Origin of the sequence: uncultured Pseudoteredinibacter sp. (genome assembly GCF_947500695.1) — a bacterium.
Classification (GTDB): Bacteria; Pseudomonadota; Gammaproteobacteria; order Pseudomonadales; family Cellvibrionaceae; genus Pseudoteredinibacter.
The window spans coordinates 1-18021 of the sequence record NZ_CANMSS010000014.1 but is presented as its reverse complement, the minus strand read 5'-3'; the positions used below and the strand labels follow the sequence as shown (position 1 = coordinate 18021).

13 protein-coding genes are annotated in these 18021 nt (G+C 47.8%); 4 read left to right on the top strand and 9 right to left on the bottom strand.

Annotation, left to right across the window (positions count from 1 at the left end):
• Positions 1-135: 135 nt before the first annotated feature.
• Positions 136-2682, bottom strand: a complete 2547-nt coding sequence (locus tag Q1A08_RS19450) for a TonB-dependent receptor (protein WP_299776035.1) — start codon at positions 2680-2682, stop codon at positions 136-138.
• A gap of 327 nt (positions 2683-3009) precedes the next feature.
• Between Q1A08_RS19450 and Q1A08_RS19445 the strand changes: the two genes are divergently transcribed.
• From Q1A08_RS19445 to Q1A08_RS19430, 4 genes are all read left to right on the top strand, one after another.
• Positions 3010-4080 carry a helix-turn-helix domain-containing protein gene (locus Q1A08_RS19445; protein ID WP_299776033.1) on the top strand — a complete coding sequence of 357 codons (1071 nt, stop codon included), beginning with the start codon at positions 3010-3012 and terminating at the stop codon, positions 4078-4080.
• Between the two features lie 93 nt (positions 4081-4173).
• Complete coding sequence (locus Q1A08_RS19440) at positions 4174-4824, top strand: c-type cytochrome (protein WP_299776031.1); 651 nt, start codon at positions 4174-4176, stop codon at positions 4822-4824.
• Positions 4825-4879: 55 nt separating this feature from the next.
• Positions 4880-6043, top strand: coding sequence for a cytochrome c peroxidase (locus Q1A08_RS19435; protein ID WP_299776029.1), 1164 nt, complete (start codon positions 4880-4882; stop codon positions 6041-6043).
• 2 nt (positions 6044-6045) lie between these two features.
• Complete coding sequence (locus Q1A08_RS19430) at positions 6046-7551, top strand: parallel beta-helix domain-containing protein (protein ID WP_299776027.1); 1506 nt, start codon at positions 6046-6048, stop codon at positions 7549-7551.
• A 102-nt stretch (positions 7552-7653) separates the two neighbouring features.
• On the opposite strand, the gene minE is transcribed toward Q1A08_RS19430, so the two are convergent.
• The 8 genes from minE to Q1A08_RS19390 all read right to left on the bottom strand — a co-directional run bounded on the left by minE (position 7654) and on the right by Q1A08_RS19390 (position 17654).
• Positions 7654-7905: a cell division topological specificity factor MinE gene (minE, locus tag Q1A08_RS19425; protein WP_166845039.1), complete on the bottom strand. Its 252-nt coding sequence runs from the start codon at positions 7903-7905 to the stop codon at positions 7654-7656.
• Positions 7906-7907: 2 nt separating this feature from the next.
• Complete coding sequence (gene minD, locus Q1A08_RS19420) at positions 7908-8714, bottom strand: septum site-determining protein MinD (RefSeq protein WP_299776022.1); 807 nt, start codon at positions 8712-8714, stop codon at positions 7908-7910.
• 8 nt (positions 8715-8722) lie between these two features.
• Positions 8723-9574 (bottom strand): septum site-determining protein MinC, encoded by an 852-nt coding sequence (gene minC, locus Q1A08_RS19415; protein WP_299776020.1) that lies wholly within the window; start codon positions 9572-9574, stop codon positions 8723-8725.
• Between the two features lie 126 nt (positions 9575-9700).
• Positions 9701-10432, bottom strand: coding sequence for an SDR family oxidoreductase (locus Q1A08_RS19410; protein ID WP_299776018.1), 732 nt, complete (start codon positions 10430-10432; stop codon positions 9701-9703).
• A 79-nt stretch (positions 10433-10511) separates the two neighbouring features.
• A complete protein-coding gene (locus Q1A08_RS19405) occupies positions 10512-11468 on the bottom strand; it encodes an acetyl-CoA carboxylase carboxyltransferase subunit alpha (RefSeq protein ID WP_299776016.1) in 957 nt (318 codons plus the stop codon).
• Between the two features lie 243 nt (positions 11469-11711).
• Positions 11712-15335 (bottom strand): DNA polymerase III subunit alpha, encoded by a 3624-nt coding sequence (dnaE, locus tag Q1A08_RS19400; RefSeq protein ID WP_299776014.1) that lies wholly within the window; start codon positions 15333-15335, stop codon positions 11712-11714.
• 175 nt (positions 15336-15510) lie between these two features.
• Positions 15511-16569 (bottom strand): quinolinate synthase NadA, encoded by a 1059-nt coding sequence (gene nadA, locus Q1A08_RS19395; protein ID WP_299776012.1) that lies wholly within the window; start codon positions 16567-16569, stop codon positions 15511-15513.
• Between the two features lie 146 nt (positions 16570-16715).
• On the bottom strand, positions 16716-17654 hold the full coding sequence (locus tag Q1A08_RS19390) for an alpha/beta hydrolase (protein WP_299776010.1): 939 nt from the start codon (positions 17652-17654) through the stop codon (positions 16716-16718).
• Positions 17655-18021: the final 367 nt, after the last annotated feature.

Here is an 18021-nt window from a genome sequence, read left to right as displayed (position 1 = left end):
GGGTACCACTATAATTAACGAGTAGACAGAAGAAAACCCGAAAAAGAGGGGCAATTGCCCCTTTGCTCAAGGAGATAGAGGATGAAATCGGGAGCTAAGGAGGCCCTTTCTACAGGCCCCATATACCTGGTCAGGCTAGAAGCGATACTCCAAATCAATACCGTAAGTTCTAGGTTCTGTTAGGGAGACTGTGGGAGAAGCCAAGTCCGAGGCCGCTAATCCACCGGGGATACTGGTATAGCGGTTGTCTAATAGGTTTTGCCCCCACAAAGCTATGCCATAACGCTCATCTTGGCTGCGCCAAGCGATTCGAGCATTCAGGAATTTACGGTCATCACCAAAGTTTTCGATTTGCTCATACTCCGGCAAATAGCCCGCATCATCCTCATCGAACTGCTGCTCTTTAAAGACATAATCCACATGTAAATTCACCTGCCCCTGGGCGGCATCGAAGGCCCAATCAAAGGTAAAGGTGTATTCATCTAAGGTATCCGCCGTTTCTTGATCACCGCCGCGTTGATTGCCATTGGCGTCAATATATTCACTATAGCGACTGCTGGTTTCACGGGAGGTGGTTACCAATCCAAGTTGAATATTGTCCGTTGGCAGCCACTGCATCACTAGCTCCCAACCTTCGATATCCTCATCTCCTGCAATAATAATTGGCGCTGAAAAACCTGGAATATTAGGATCAGCTGAAAATACAGAGCGCTGGCGGTTATCGAAGCTCATATCGAAGAAGTTTAAGCGCGTACGCAATCGATCATTGAGCCAATCTGCCTTAACACCTAGCTCAATGTTACTCACCTCTTCTGGGGCCAATGGTTGCTGCGCGGTATTAACGACGAAACTGTCAAAGCCACCAGAGGTATAGCCCGTTGAGTAAGACGCAAACACCATCGCCTTATCATTGAGGCGATACTGGGCAATGGCCCGACCGGTTGTCTTGCTCCAGCTATCTTTAGCGCTCACTAAGCGATCCGTCACTAGGCCAACCCCTTGTTGACTCAAAGGGCTAAGCAAATTGGTAGCTTGTGGAATTAAAGCCGCAACTTGCAAACCAGCAGCTGCCAGCGCCGCACGCTCTTGATTGAGCTGAGTAGCTAAAGGCGCTGTCGCATTGAACCAAGTAAAATCTTTTTCATCTTTACTGTAGCGCAAGCCGAAGATCAGATTAAAGTCATCTGTTACGCTAATATCGATATCACTATAAACACCCCAGTTAACGAATTCACCGGTGTTTCGTACTTCTTCGGTGAACAGCTGGCCACTGTAGCTTGGAGCGATAAAACCGGCGGCTAGTACCGGGCTAAATGGCTGAATTTGAGGCGCAAAGGGGCTGGCATATAGAAAGCCCAACACACCATTATAAGAGGCCGATGATTGATCCAAAGGCGTCCCTAGAGCACCTCCGGCCAATTGATCAAGCGCCCCTGTTAGCATGGCCCAACCAGTTGGATCCCATATACTGTCGATACTGAAGCCTGCACCTACAGCCGCTAGCAAACCATTGGATACCTGGGTAGCCAAGTTTGCGGCTGTATCTGCGGTGGTATTAATTTGTGTGGTCTGGCTTTTGTCTTCACTCGAATAGGTGAAACCACCTACGTATTTGAATCGCTCATTGGAAAAGTTCAATTGCAACTCGGTATAGAACAACTCGCTGGTTTCAATATTATCGGTATCTAAATATCGATCGATGTGGCTACCACCATCTTCATCCTGACGGTTGGTGGTGTCTAGATCGCGATAATTCGCCCACCATGCTAGCGACCACTCTTCATTGATATCGTGCTCTAAGCGGTAGCCTAGAGAGTACATATCGCGTGTTTCTTGGCCATTGATCACATCGTTGGCCACTACCCCACTAGTGGGCTGTCGATTATGCGAGAAGGCGCTATAACCTACCGATGGAGCCGGGCCGTTATCGGAGTCATCGAAATCCGCACTAAGCTGCAAGCGGGTATCCGGACTAAGCTCCCAAAGCAGGGCCAATCGGCCGGTAAGCATATCCTTGGCATCGATATCAGCGCCGCCTGGCACCACATTGTCGATATAGCCATCACGTTGGTTAAGCATTAGATTGGCACGAACAGCGACATTTTCAGATAAAGGCTGATTAATCATTGCCTCCCAGCGCTGAAAATCGTAATTACCCGTTTTTAATTTTACAAAGCCTTCTTGCTCACCTAGCTGCGGGCGATTAGGAACAATATTGACCGCACCTGCAGCGGCATTGCGGCCAGCCAGAGTGCCCTGGGGACCTTTAAGTACTTCGATGCGGGCCATATCCGAGAAGGCAATGGTGGTAGCTGAACGCGGCAGGTAGACGCCATCATAAAAAGTGGCCACCGAGGCGTCTCCACCAGAGCTGATATTGGAGCTGGCGACACCGCGAATGGTTAAGGTACTTTGAGTTAGCGCACCACCGGCCTCAAACCCCGGAATATAATCGGCGATATCTTCAAGTAAGAGCGCACCGGTATTTTCGATATCCTTCGAAGAATAGTTATCAATGGCAATAGGCACATCCATAACATTCTGCTCACGCTTTTGAGCGGTTACCACAACTTCTTCTAGGGCGAACTTGGGTTCATTGCTTTGGGCATTGGCATTGCCGATAAGAATTTGACTGATGGCCAAACTGAGAATGGCCGGCCTGTAGGCTGGGTATCGCGACATAACGCTCTCCGTCGTTGTTATTTATTATTGTTATTTCATTTGCTGTTATAGCTATGAGCGTGAAATCTGCCAGAATCTGGCAATAGATGCTTAGTGTTTTTAAAAATCGTCATTGATTTTTTTGCAGTCCAAGCCCCCACAATGCGGGCCAAACAGCGTTTGAGTGAGTGTTTTCGAAATCCAGAAGCCCAAATCAGGGAATATCAGAATAATGAAGAACTCTGGCAGCCGAAGTCAGCAAGCGTTAGACTCAAGCAAAGATAAAATAATAAAGCCCCAGCACGCCCTGAGTGATGCCTTTATGGGGTAAAGGAAGTAAAGTAATCCGTGAGCAATCTGATTGATATTTTTATCAGCTTTTCCCTGTCCCAGCTGCTGTTATGCACAGTACTGCTGTTGCGTCGCCCAACAGGGCATGCCTTAAGCGAAAAACTGTTTATTGCCTTATTGCTAGCCGATGCCGCCTATTTGATTATCCCTTGGGTTAGCGCCGATTGGGCTAGGGCCATTTTGTACCCTGCGCAAACCATGGTACCCGGATTATTTTGGTTATTTAGCTATAGCTTATTTGACGATCATTTCCGGCTGCGACCATGGCAGTTAATCCCCTTTATCATTACCGTTGTCTTCCCCACGGCAGCAACTTTCGCTGATCTAGGTGAATCTCAAATAGGCCAACTGCTGTGGTTTCAGCTACCTCAGTTTATTGAATTTGTGCTCCTCGGCTGGGCGCTCAAAGTCATTTTGGCCCACTGGCAAGATGATCTTTTAGAGCAACGCCGAAATCTGCGCATTTGGTTTTCGGCCTTTATTGGCTTTTACATCTTCGCCCTAATCGCCGCGCAGCAACTATTGTTTCCAAGCGTCGAATGGCTGGCCATTTGGCAATACGCGCCCGCTGGGGTCATGTTATTTCTGTGTAACTGTGTATTGCTGGAATTTAAGCAGGACGTTTTTTATCAGCAAGCGCCTCCTGTGTCTCAAGCCAATACCGAGATAGAAACAGAACCCAATGCTTCAAAAGTTGAGCGCCCTCAAGAACAAGAAGAGATTCCAGAAGAAGTTCTTGATGCCATTAGCCAACTGATGGAAGGTGACAAGATTTATCGCGAGATGGGGCTTACCATCGGCCAACTAGCAGAGAAGATTGAGATTCAAGAGTATCGCTTACGGCGCATCATCAATGCAGGCCTAGGCCATCGCAATTTTAATGACTTTCTGAATCGCTACCGCGTGCAAGAAGCATGCGAAAGGCTCGCCTCAAAAACCGAGCAAGACACCGCTGTCTTGAATATCGCACTTGATGCGGGATTTCGTTCATTGAGCTCATTTAATAAAGCCTTTAAGGATAGCCAAGGCATGACACCCACCGCTTATCGCAAAAGCCAGCTCAACTAGGCGATCTTTCGCTGCCGAATTTTAAAATCACTGAGATTTCAGCCTTTAATGACGGCAATCTACGCTGACAATAATATCAGCGAGTGATTTGTCATGATAAAGCGCCCCTTTAAAGCTAGCCTACGCCTAAGCTTTAAGCCCATTGCCTTGCTTAGCGCTGTACTGCTCATGCCTTTTAGCGGCGCCGCATCGGCCGAAGCAACTGCAAAACAACAGGCCAAACAACTTTTTCAAAGTTGCGCTAGCTGTCATGGTCAGCAAGCTGAAGGGCAAGCCGCACTTGGTGCTCCAACACTGGCCGGACAGCTGCCCTCGTATTTAGAGCGAGCCATGGCGGAGTTTGCCGCTGGCAAACGCGGCCAAGAAGATCATTACGCTCAACAAATGGCCGCCATGTCAGCCAGCTTGCAAGATGAACAACAACGGAAGTTATTGGCCAACTACATCAGTGCCCTACCCAGCAAAGAGATTCAAGTACCCGCACGCAGTGGTGATGCTGCTTATCGTTTATATCAAGCCAGTTGCGGTGGATGCCACGGCGTCAAAGCCGAGGGCAACAAAGCCCTAAACTCTCCTCGACTGGCCGGTATGGATGAAGCTTACCTAACAAGGCAGCTAGAACACTTTAGAAGCGGTAAGCGCAGTGCAAATAGCCGCTACGCAAAACAAATGCAAATGATGGCAAATACCTTAAAGGGGCCACAAGACATCAAATTGATAAGCCAATTTATCGCAAAGCTCTAAGTTAAAAGAAGAGCTTAAAGATAGCTTTGAGAAAAAACAAAGGCCAGAATAGAGAATGATTAGCAGCCTTATATTAGCCGCCGGAATTAGCCTTAGTAGCCATTGCCCTGCCGGATTTGAAAAGGTAGAGGGCAATCGCTGTGAGCTTAGAACGGTATATCAGTTTTACGACTCCCTACAGAATCGCGGAGTCGGCGGCACCCAAACCAGTTTGCCAAAACATGTGGATGGCTACAGCCCGCAGCAAATTGATCTAGGCCGCTATTTATTTTTTGATCCTATCTTATCTGCAAACCAGGTGCAGTCATGTGCCAGCTGCCATCAACCCGACAAAGGCTTTAGTGATGGCCATGGTCGATCGGTAGGCTTCGACGGAAAGCTGCTTCCGCGATCGGCACCCAGCCTATGGAACAGTGCCTTTTTAGATCGCTTCTTTTGGGATGGCCGAGCCAAGACTTTAGAAGAGCAAGCTAAAGGACCACTGTATGCCCCTGAGGAAATGAACAATAAGCCAGTAGAGTTGCTCGAACGTCTAAATCGAAACAAAGAGTACCAAAGACTTTTTAGTGAGGCTTTTCCTGGCAGCACTGTGATCGAAGAGCCACAACTGCTAATGGTACTGGCAGCATTTCAAGCTTCCTTAATTTCTTTAAATAGTCGCTACGATCGCTATGCTCACGGTGACCACAAAGCACTAAATGCCGAAGAGATAGCCGGCATGAATGTATTTCGCTCTTTTGTCGCGCGCTGCAGCGAATGCCATACACCGCCATTGTTTACCAACAACCAAATCGCCGTTATTGGCACCCCCGAGCCAGAGGGTATGGTGTTAGATATTGGCGCTGAGAAAACCTTTAACAGCAGCGTACTAAAAGGTGGCTTTAAAGTGCCCACTTTAAGAAACATCGAATTTACCGCGCCCTATATGCACTCCGGTGTGTTCCCAAGCTTACGTGAAGCCACAGAGTTTTATAACAAGGGCCGCGGCCATGCGGTTCCTAATGGCGTAGAGATGCAAATCCATTGGCATATTTGGGAGCCCAATCTGAAAGAAGAAGAATTAGATTTAATCGTCAGCTTTATGAAAACGTTGAGCGATGAAACCTTTAAACCCGAAACACCTAAACAGCTGCCCTCTGGCCTGCCAGTGCTTGCTGATATACCAGCCGCAAGCAAGGAAAGCAAAGACAGCACCCCACAGACAGCAATGAGAAGATAACAATGAACAAAAGCCTTTTACTCGCTGCCATCACCTTAGCCGTAGGTTTTGGACTTGGACAGTTTCTGGCCAAAGACAAAGCCCCAGTTATTCAGGCTAATCAGGTGGATAAAAGCTTCGCAGGTGGTTATCAAGCCGAGCAAGATGAAAACTTGAACGCCGAAGTAGATTTTGTCTTACCCGGTAGCGGCGATACTATAACGGTAAGCCCTGGTGAAAAAATTCAAGATGCCGTGATTGCCGCCAAGCCAGGCGATACCATCATGGTGATGCCCGGCCGCTATGAAGAGACCATTTATATCGATAAAGACAGTATTCGTTTAGTCGGTATTATCCAAGAAGGACAACGCGCCGAGCTGAATGGTCGAGGTGAATTAAACGATGCCATTTTGTATTCTGGCAACAATATTACTGTCGAAAATTTTCTTATCACCAAATACAAAGGCAATGGCATTATGGGCCAGGCCGGTAATAATTTTGAGATTCGCGGCAATGTAATTGTTGATACCGGCGTATACGGAATTTTCCCGCAGCTAGGCAAAAACGGCATCGTTTCCCATAATATTATTTCAGGTATTGAAGACGCCGCCATTTACGTGGGTATGAGCGATAATGTTCACGTCGCCCATAACGAGGTATTTGATTCAGTAGCCGGTATTGAAATAGAAAACAGCCGCCACTGTATCGTGGAAGATAATTATGTTCATAATAATACCGGCGGCATCCTAGCTTTTATTACTCCTGGCCTGCCCATCAAAACCACTTACGATGTCATCATTCGAAACAACTTTGTAGTTGGCAATAACCATCCGAATTTTGGCGCACCAGGGTCCACTGTAGCTGGCATCCCGCCTGGAACCGGCATCTTGGTAATGGCCGCTGATGAAGTAGTTATTGAAGATAATATTATTACCGATCACAAAACCGCTGGCATTATGATCACCGATCACTATAACGCGCCTAACACCACAATCGATGAAGGCTCCGATCCTTATCCAGATAAAGTAGCGATTTTGGATAATCTAATGATGCGTAACGGTTATGACACCATTGATGAAGTCAAAGCACTGATGCTTACCGAGCTCAAAACGGGTGATCCTGATATTATTCGAGCTGGGAAAAGCAGCGACAGCTGCATCAACAACCGTCATCGCTACATCACTGTGGGCATCAACGATTTTAAAGATTGTGATTTTAACAACACTGATGACGTTGTAACTTACAGTTTATCGGAGCCAGTACCACCGAGAGAAATTACTGCAGAAAACAAAGGCAAGATTGCCTATTTGGGTATTTGTACCGGTTGCCACAGTTATACAGGCCGAATTGTTGGCCCTCCGGTTCAGCTAATTCAAGCTTTATATATGGAAAACCCACAGGGCCTTGCGGATTACATTGCGAACCCAACCAAGAAACGCGACGACTATCCAGAAATGCCACCGCAGAATTACCTAGATGAAGATACTCGTTTGGCGGTTGCTGAGTACATGTTGAGCCGTACTAACTAGAATTCAAAAGAAAAGGGGTCAGATTCCCAAAACAAAAAATGGGCCTAGTGGCCCATTTTTTGTTTTGGGAATCTGACCCCGGAGCTACTCGATCAGCGCAGCTTATTCGGGAAGCGTTACATTCAACTCCAAAATAGAGCACTCATCATTATTATCAAGGTTCACCTTGACCTGCTCATCATCGATCTCAACATACTTTCGAATCACCGCAAGAATTTCCTGCTGCATCTTCTCGATATATTCCGGCTGCTCACGCTTATTACGCTCATGAGCTACAATAATCTGCAAACGCTCCTTCGCCACAGAGGCCGAGCTCGGCTTCTTTTGTGATCTGAAATAACTAAAAATACTCATCCTTAAGCCCCCATCAAACGCTTGAAGAAGCCCTTCTTCTCTATTTCCAAGAAACGATGTTCGATTTCCTCACCAAACAGACGACCTACAGCATCACTATAAGCCTTACCCGAATTAGACTCATCATCAAGAATAACTGGGCTACCTTGGTTAGACGCTTTTAACACCGCCTCACTTTCAGGAATAACACCTAGTAATTCAATCGCCAAGATTTCCTTCACATCTTCGACGCTAAGCATCTCGCCTTCTTCTACACGCTCAGGGTTATAACGAGTCACCAATAGTTTCTCTTCAACAACCTCGCCCTTTTCGGCTTTGCGGGACTTGCTTTGCAAAATACCCAAAATACGATCCGAGTCACGTACCGAGGATACTTCTGGGTTGGTTACAACGATCGCCATATCAGCAAAATACAAGGCCATCTGAGCGCCGCGCTCAATACCCGCAGGAGAATCGCAGACGATAAAATCGAAGTCTTCACTCAACTCATCAAGAACCTTTTCCACCCCCTCCTGAGATAACGCATCTTTGTCGCGAGTTTGTGATGCAGGCAAAATATAAAGATTATCAACGCGCTTATCTTTGATAAGAGTTTGCTTTAAATTAGACTCACCATTGATAACGTTTACAAAGTCATACACTACACGACGTTCGCAGCCCATGATCAAATCTAGGTTGCGCAGGCCCACATCGAAATCGATGATAACGGTTTTGTGGCCACGCTGAGCCAAGCCTGTACCAATGGATGCACTGGTGGTGGTTTTACCAACACCGCCCTTTCCTGATGTCACTACGATAATTTTTGCCACTCGTTCACCTACTTATCGTTAATTTTCGCGATTTCTAGTCGCTCGTCCTTTAATTGAATATGAGCTGTTTGCTTCCAAGCTTTATCTTTGAGCTCATCGCTTAATATAAAAATACCAGCAATCGAAACCAACTCGGCCTCCAACTGCTGACAAAATATTCTGGCATTACTATCGCCCTTAACGCCCGCAAGAGCACGACCTCGTAATGGAGCATAGATGTGCACATTGCCATCGGCTAAAACCTCAGCGCCCTCACTCACCTGTGCTAAAACGATAAGATCGCAGCCTTCTGCATAGATTTGCTGACCGCCCCGCACAGGTCGCTCAATGATTTTAGCCGGCCTATGTACTAGCTTCTCTTGAATCTCAACCCGTGTTTCTATGATGGTTTTAACGGCTTCAGGTTCCGGTGGAATATCACCCTGCTGGCTAGCTGACGGAACTGCCTCCAAGCTCATCTCGACCTGTTCCCCATCACCTACTACAGCACAGGGCTGCTCTTGAGCACTATTATCTTCTCCGGCCTCCTGAACTGATGCTGATCGAGCAGCACCTGGTAAAACCGGCAGACCTGTTTGCTTCACCGCATCCAGCAACTCATCAGCTACGGCCCGAAAGGCCATAGGGTGCAGGCCCACTTCAAAGCAGTCGCCAATTAAGGCATGAAAATCAACCACTGAATCAGGGCTAAACTTTTCCAGGCTAATAACCACCGCCGAATCCGCAAACAGCTGTGGCGCCTGAGACACCTTATTCTGCAATTGATTGAGAAAATCAGAGGAGGGGTAGTTTTTCAGCTCCAATACTATGGAGGTGATATTACTTCCTTTTAACTGGAAGCAGACTTCAGATACACTCATTACTGCCAAAGGGCCTTATATAAAACTCGCCAAAGGCGCTAGTTTACTGGCTTTGAGGGAAAAAGGTAGTGCAAAATCCCAGCCCTATGGGCACAGGGAAATATTGAACACTTTTCAAACAAAAAATCAGCGCCCGCCAGCCACATCAATAAAACTTCCAGTCACATAAGACGCCTCATCCGATAGCAGCCATGCGATCACCTTAGCCACCTCTTCTGGCTGGCCGCCACGCTGCAAAGGAATTTGACTGGCTAAGCGATCAACACGGCCTGGCTCACCCCCATCGGCATGCATATCGGTATAAATAAAACCCGGGCGAACGCCGTTGACTCGAATATTCTTGCTAGCCAGTTCTTTGGCCAAACCAATAGTCATGCTATCGAGAGCGCCTTTTGAGGCAGCATAATCGATGTATTCATTAGGTGATCCTGTGATGGCTGCCAAGGAGGATACATTGACAATGGCCGAGCCTGACTGCATTCGCTTTATCGCCTCTTGTAAGCAATAGAAACTTCCGAGAACATTGGTATCAAGAATTTTCTGAAAACGATCTTCGCCGATATCTTCAAAGCGACACTGCGCGTATAAAATTCCCGCATTATTAACAAGATGGGTGATTGGCCCGCACTGCCGATCAATATCTTCGAATAATCTCAAGACTTCCGCCCGCTGGCTGATATCCGCTTGCAGCGTATAGGATTCGCCCCCAGCAGTTTCGATTTCTTTACTTAATACCTCAGCGGCTTGACGATTTTGGCGGTAATTAATAATTACGGTATAAGCTGAAGCTGCCAGCTCTTTTGCGACCGCTGCACCTATACCTCGACCGGCGCCGGTGATTAAGACTCGCTTTGTCATATACTCGCTCACTATTAACTTATTAAACCGCAAGGCACAAAAAAGCCCGCATCAGCGGGCTTTTTTTTTCGAACATCACTTAGGCATCGGGATTGCCGTAGCTCATCAAACGCTCATAGCGTTGTTCGAGTAGTTCTTCGAGTGGCACTTGGGCCAAGCGATCGACCTGCTCTACCAAGTGAGTTTTTAAACTGGCCGCCATGGCATCGATATCTCGGTGGGCACCACCTAGGGGCTCTGGAATAGTAGTATCAACAATACCCAAGTTTTCCAGATTGTCAGAAGTCACCCCCATAGCCTCAGCGGCCAGTGGAGCTTTTTCAACTGTTTTCCAAATGATATTGGCACAGCCTTCTGGTGAGATAACAAAGTAGGTGGAATACTGCAGCATATTGAGCTGATCACCCACACCAATTGCCAATGCACCACCAGAGGAGCCTTCACCGATAACGGTACAAATAATCGGCGTGCGCAGACGAGACATTACCGCCAAGTTTTGTGCGATTGCTTCAGAGATACCACGCTCCTCTGAATCGATACCTGGGTAGGCCCCTGGGGTGTCGATTAAAGTGAGCACTGGCATTTTAAAACGCTCAGCCATTTCCATTAAGCGCAGAGCCTTGCGATAACCTTCCGGGCGCGGCATACCAAAGTTGCGGCTAACCTTCTCGGTAACACTGCGACCTTTTTCTTCGCCGATAACCATTACGGGCTTGCCTTCCAAACGGCCAACACCACCAATGATAGCCTTGTCGTCACCGAAGTGGCGATCACCGTGCAGCTCATCCCAATCATCAAAGATGCGAGCAATATAGTCAGAGCTATAAGGGCGCTGTGGATGACGGGCTACTTTTACGATATCCCATGGGCTTAGATTGGAGTACAAGCTTTCGGTCAGCTTGTTGCTCTTTTCACGCAGTTTGCTGATCTCTTCGGTGATATTGAGATCGTTATCCGCACTCACCAACTGAAGCTCTTCGATCTTTGCTTCTAGGTCAGCAATGGGCTGCTCAAAATCCAGATAATTCGGGTTCATAGGTGCTTGGGCGCCTTTACACTAATGGGGTCTTTAGCAAAATCTTAGAGCCACAAAGTGCTCAAAAAACCTACAATCATTCAGCGCCTATACAGCTTGATTTTGGGCTGTTTTGGCACCGAATGTGCGGTGATTTCACCATCATTTAAATAGCCGTAACGATACGCGAAAGCGTCTCTGGAGTCGACTATAATTCAGCCTTTCAAGACGGACAAACTCGCCAATTGAGCTGCCAATTTACACTCAATAAACCAAGCTTACCCGTTCACTGCCAAGACTGGACTTCAATTCATCAATCAGCTCGTCATTGGGGGCCACACGCCAGCGCCCACCCAAGACCAGCTCCGCCTGGGCATCTTGGCGACTATACTCCACTAATAATGGGCAACCCTCTTGGTTAAGGTGCGGGTTAAAAACGCCCGCCAAGCTAGCAATAAAGCCCTTCGGCATGCTGCTACTGTCGATTTGCAACTTAAGGCCACGAGCTCGCTGCTGCCTAGCTTGAGTAAGACTGGAAACCGCATCGGTGCTCATTTTCAAGCCACCAGAGTAGTCATCGTGGCTAACCTTACCGGTTAAAATCAGCAAGTTATCTTTCGCCAACAAATCTTTAAACTTCTCAAAGGCCTCTGGGAAGATTGCCACATCAATACGGCCGGTGCGATCATCCAGCGAAACGATCGCCATAGAAGCGCCTTTCTTTGTCTTCATTACCCGCATATCGACCACCAAACCGCCCACTTGCTGGGATTCTTTATCGGCGCGAAGGTCACTAATGCGCGAGCTTACCAGGTGCTTCATCTCAGCATGGTATTCATCAATGGGGTGGCCCGTCAGGTAAAGGCCCAAAGTGGAGCGCTCTCCTTCTAAGCGCTCTTTCAAACTCCAGCGACGAGTGCGATCAGCAAACTCTTCATAAACATCACCTGCCGATGCTTGTGGTACTACCTCGCCAAACATATCCATCATGCCGGCGTTGGCGTTGGCGTTGGCTTGTTCGGCCGCTTTAACGGCCTCAGGAATAGCTTCCATTAAAATGGCGCGAGATAAATCCAAATCGCTTTGCGGTCCAACCGAATCGAATGCACCACAGCGAACTAAAGCCTCTAGGGCACGTTTATTAACTTTGCGCGAATCAACACGGGCACAGAAGTCAAAAAGATCACTAAATGGCCCCTCTTTCCGAGCATTCAATATGGCTTCAACAGGGCCTTCACCTAAACCTTTAATCGCTCCCAAACCGTATACCACAGCATCTTCATCGTTTACCGAGAACTGGAACTCACCCATATTCACATCAGGTGGTAACATTTTGAGCTTCATCTCGCGACATTCTTCGATAAAGGTTACAACCTTTTCGGTTTTATCCATATCCGAAGACATAGTAGCCGCCATAAACTGCGACGGATAATGAGCTTTTAGCCAAGCGGTCTGATAAGAAACTACCGCATAAGCGGCCGAGTGAGATTTGTTAAATCCGTAACCGGCGAACTTCTCTACCAAGTCAAAAATTTTCATGGCAAGAGAGCCATCGATTCCTTGGCTGATCGCACCCTCTTCAAAAGTAGAACGCTGTTTGGCCATTTCCTCAGGCTTCTTCTTACCCATAGCTCGACGCAGCATATCTGCACCACCCAAGGTATAGCCGGCTAGCTCCTGGGCGATCTGCATTACCTGTTCCTGGTAAACGATAACGCCATAGGTAGGCTTTAGAATGGGCTCAAGTTTTTCATGCTGGTATTTAGCATCGGGGTAGGCAACTTCAGCACGGCCGTGCTTACGGTTTACGAAGTCATCAACCATGCCCGAATCCAATGGTCCCGGACGGAACAGCGCCACCAGTGCGATCATGTCTTCAATATTATCGGGCTGTAAGCGCTTAATGAGATCCTTCATACCACGGGATTCCAGCTGGAATACTGCGGTGGTTTCTGCGCGCTTTAATAGCGCGAAAGTTTCGTCATCATCAAGGGGGATTGCGGCAACATCCAGCTCCGGCTCACCCTTGGCCAGCAGGCGCTTATCGATCATCTTTTTCGCCCAATCGATGATCGTTAAAGTACGTAGACCTAAGAAGTCGAACTTAACCAGGCCCGCCGATTCCACATCGTTTTTATCATATTGGGTAACGAGGCCCGCGCCAGTTTCATCACAATACAAGGGCGCAAAGTCGGTCAGCTTAGTGGGAGCAATTACTACACCACCGGCGTGTTTACCTACGTTACGCGCTACACCTTCTAGCTGCTTGGCCATATCCCAAATTTCTTGGCCATCGGCATCGTCGGCCAAAAATTCACGCAAGGCTTCCTCACCATCGTAAGCTTTGGCGAGAGTCATACCTGGGTCAGCAGGGATTAGCTTAGAAAGCTTATCCGCCAGGCCATAGGATTTACCCTGGGCGCGAGCCACATCACGCACCACCGCTTTCGCGGCCATCGTACCAAAGGTAATAATCTGCGATACCGCGTCTTTACCGTAGCGGCGCGCGGTGTATTCAATCACTTCTTCTCGACGGTCCATGCAAAAATCGATATCGAAGTCGGGCATGGATACACGTTCAGGGTTTAGGAATCGCTCAAACAGCAAATCGTATTCTAGCGGATCGAGATCGGTAATTTTTTGAGCGTATGCCACCAAGGAACCGGCACCGGAGCCCCGGCCAGGCCCTACAGGAATGTCGTGATCTTTTGACCACTGAATAAAGTCCATTACGATCAGGAAGTAACCCGGGAAACCCATTTGCATAATAATATCGAGCTCGAACTGCAAACGGTCGGTATATTCTTTTAACTGCGCAGGGTAATCTTCTGCTTGTTTATCGGGCAGAATAATTTCCAAGCGCTCGTACAAACCTTCATAAGATATCTTCTGGAAGAAGATATTGGTTTGTAGCATTTCTCTATATTCTTTTTCTTCTTCGCGACCCGCCCACTTTTCTTCCATCGCTTTAGCGGCCCAGCCAGCTAAAGTCTCATAGGGAATATGTTCTTTAAAAAATGGATCGGATTCAAAGTCATCGGGAATGGGGTAATCCGGTAGATAGTAAGTCCCCAATTCGATATCAACACTACAACGCTTGGCAATTTCTACGGAGTTTTGCAGGGCTTCGGGAATATCGCTAAACAACTCTTCCATTTCAGCCGGGCTGCGCAAATATTGTTGATCGGAATATTTACGCTCACGACGCTTATCATCAAGGGCCATACCCTCACCGATACACACTCGCGCTTCGTGCACTTCAAATTCTTCCGCCGCCAAGAAGCGTACATCGTTGGTAGCTACTACCGGGCAATTGAAACGCGCTGCTAAATCCACCGCCGCATGCAAATAATCTTCTTCGTGTTCACGCCCAGTGCGCTGCAACTCAAGATAAAAACGATCGGGGAAATGCTGCAACCAGCGCTGCAAGGATTCTTCCGCTTGCGCTTGACGATCGGCCAATAAAGACAAGCCAATATCACCGTGACGACCACCAGATAAAACGATGATGTCATCACTCTTTTCTTCCAACCACTCACGCTTTAAATAAGGGTGCGCATGCACCTGACCTTCTTGGTAGGCCCTTGAGATAAGTTCGGTGATATTACGGTAGCCTTTGGGGCCCATTGATAGCAAGGTTATCAATGTGGGTTTGCCCTCAGCGTCTTCAGGCGCCATCCAAAAATCAGCGCCTGCGATAGGCTTAACACCTGCCCCATAGCAGGCATTATAAAACTTGATCAAACCATAGAAATTACAGTGATCCGTAACCGCCACCGCCGGCATGCCCATTTCAGCTACTTTGGCGACAAGGGGCTTAATACGGACGATACTGTCTACCAAAGAGTATTCAGTATGGAGTCTCAAATGGATAAATGAGGTGGACATGGAGTCTCGCTAATTATTATTGGGCTGGCTTCAATGCCCTACCCATTAGAAAAATACACAGCCCTTATTCAGACATTACTCAGACTGAATGGCAAGGCTTTTGGCCCTTGAATTTTTACTCAAGCCAAACAAAAACGCCCGCTACTGCGGGCGCCTAGCGACTACATTTCTGCAATCACTTATTAGCTTTCGCAAAATCCAACATACGCTGTAATGGCTTCATTGCTGCGGGAATCAGATCCTCATCAACGAAAATCTCATTTTCAGGCTTATCAAATACGCTGGCCAAAGCTTCCAGTTCATTCATCGCCATCCACGGGCAATTGGCGCAGCTGCGACAAGTCGCGCCCGAGCCTGCCGTTGGGGCAATATAGAACTCTTTCTCTGGGCATAGCTGTTGCATTTTGTAAAAAATGCCCTGATCTGTTGCCACGATAAATTGCTGGTTTGGCAAGGTTTGAGCCGCATTAATTAGCTGTGAGGTAGAGCCCGCAACATCGGCCAGCTCAACAACAGCTTTAGGCGACTCTGGGTGAACAAGCACTGCAGCATCAGGGTACAAAGCCTTAAGGTCCTGAATGCCCTTCGCCTTGAACTCTTCGTGCACAATACAAGCGCTATCCCACAAGATCATGTCGGCGCCCGTTTGATCAGCCACGTAAGTCCCTAAGTGCTTATCAGGTGCCCAAATAAACTTCTCACCCTGAGCATCTAAATGATCAACCACATCGAGAGCAATAGACGAAGTCACCACCCAGTCGGCACGCGCCTTAACAGCCGCCGAGGTATTGGCGTAGACAACTACCGTGCGATCTGGATGCTGATCACAGAACTCCGAAAACTCATCAATTGGACAACCCAAATCTAAAGAGCAGGTCGCTTCTAGATTTGGCATCAGAACACGCTTATTGGGGGTCAGTATTTTAGCTGTCTCTCCCATAAACTTAACGCCGGCTACGATTAAAGTATCGGCATCATGGTCACGACCAAAGCGAGCCATTTCCAAGGAATCAGACACGCAGCCACCGGTCTCCTCGGCCAAAGCTTGGACGATAGGATCGGTGTAGTAATGCGCCACCAGTACCGCATTATGCTCCTTTAACTTGGCTTTGATTTTTTCTTTATAGGCCGCTTGTTGCTCGGGAGTAAACTTTGGGGTCTGGCTAAGATTGGCGATATGATCTTTAACTAAGTCATAGACATCCTTTGAATGTCTATCGCTCACAATGGTCATGCATTTATCCAACTGGCTAATCGGAGGGCGATTCTACCACATATCTGCCAGAGCCCAGCAATACTGGGCAATTTCAATCGTGAAGAATCATAAAGCCAACCAGGGCATGACCTGAAAGCGTAGTTTGCACTCACACCAAAGAGAATTTAAACGTCAATACTTTTGTCCAACCAGGCCAATATATCGCTGAACACCTGCTCTGCATTGGTTTCATTAAGCATTTCGTGTCGACCACCGCGATAGAGCTTATAGTCCGGCTTTAGGCCCGCTTGCTCATAGGCAAGGCGCATAGCCCTTAGGTTTTTGGTGTCCTCATGAACCGGGTCAGCCGTGCCTGATAGAATCATCATGGGGAGGCTTTTCGGAATGCTGGAAATAGCCTGCGCATCTTGCCCTGCCAACATTCCCGCAAAGAACTCGGCCATGCTGCCATTACTCAACACAAAACCACAGGCCTCATCGGCAATATAAGCCTGCACCGCTGAGGCATCTCGACTTAACCACTCAAAACCGGTATCACCTCCGTTTTTAAAAGGCTTGTTATTGCCATCAAACACCAAAGCTTTAAGCAGCCCGCTATTACCAGCCTCAGTCAGACGCCAAGATTCAAAACGAGCCACCAAACGCCCCACCTTGCTTAGAGCCTTGTTTACAAAGCCAGGAGAACCCGATAAAACGACACCCGCGTATGGCTCTTCTATATCGGTGATTAGCTGTTGAGAAAGCACAGCCCCCATACTGTGGCCGAAAAGAAACAAGGGCAGTCCAGGGTTCTGCTCGCGCGCGATTCCTGCCAGCTCAGCCATATCGTCTAGGCAGCCTTCCCAGCCTCGCTTGCCCATATGCCCATAACTGCTAGGAATAGAGCTTTTACCGTGACCACGGTGATCAGCACCATAAACGCTGTAGCCGTTAGCATTTAGAAAGCGTGCAAAGCGATCGTAGCGAGCAATATGCTCCCCCATACCATGGGCCAACTGCACAACAGCCTTGGGGGTTTCAATTCGCCAACTGCAGCGATAAAGCTTGTCGCCATGAATGGCCTTTTGCCATTCCTCGAATTGGGTTTCTGGGTTATGGCTCATGTACTGCCTTTTATTGTTATTTGGAATAGCTGGGTACTATAAAGCGCGAGCTTGATTGGGGGAAGGGGGTAGGCTGGGCTTGTTTACTACTTCTGTGAGGAGAGGTGTGGATTCTGATTGTGTTGTTTTGGATTAAGCACCTCGGCTGCGAGGCGGGGTCAGAACCCATGGGTTCTGACCCCATTTTGGAGCCGAGGTGTTGAATTGGATCGATTGACTATAAGAACAGGAAAAATGGGGCTTTGTTAAAACTTAGCCATACCACTTGCATCGTGCAGGTACTCGGGGTTGAGGTGTTGAATTGGATCGATTGACTATAAGAACAGGAAAAATGGGGCTTTGTTAAAACTTAGCCATACCACTTGCA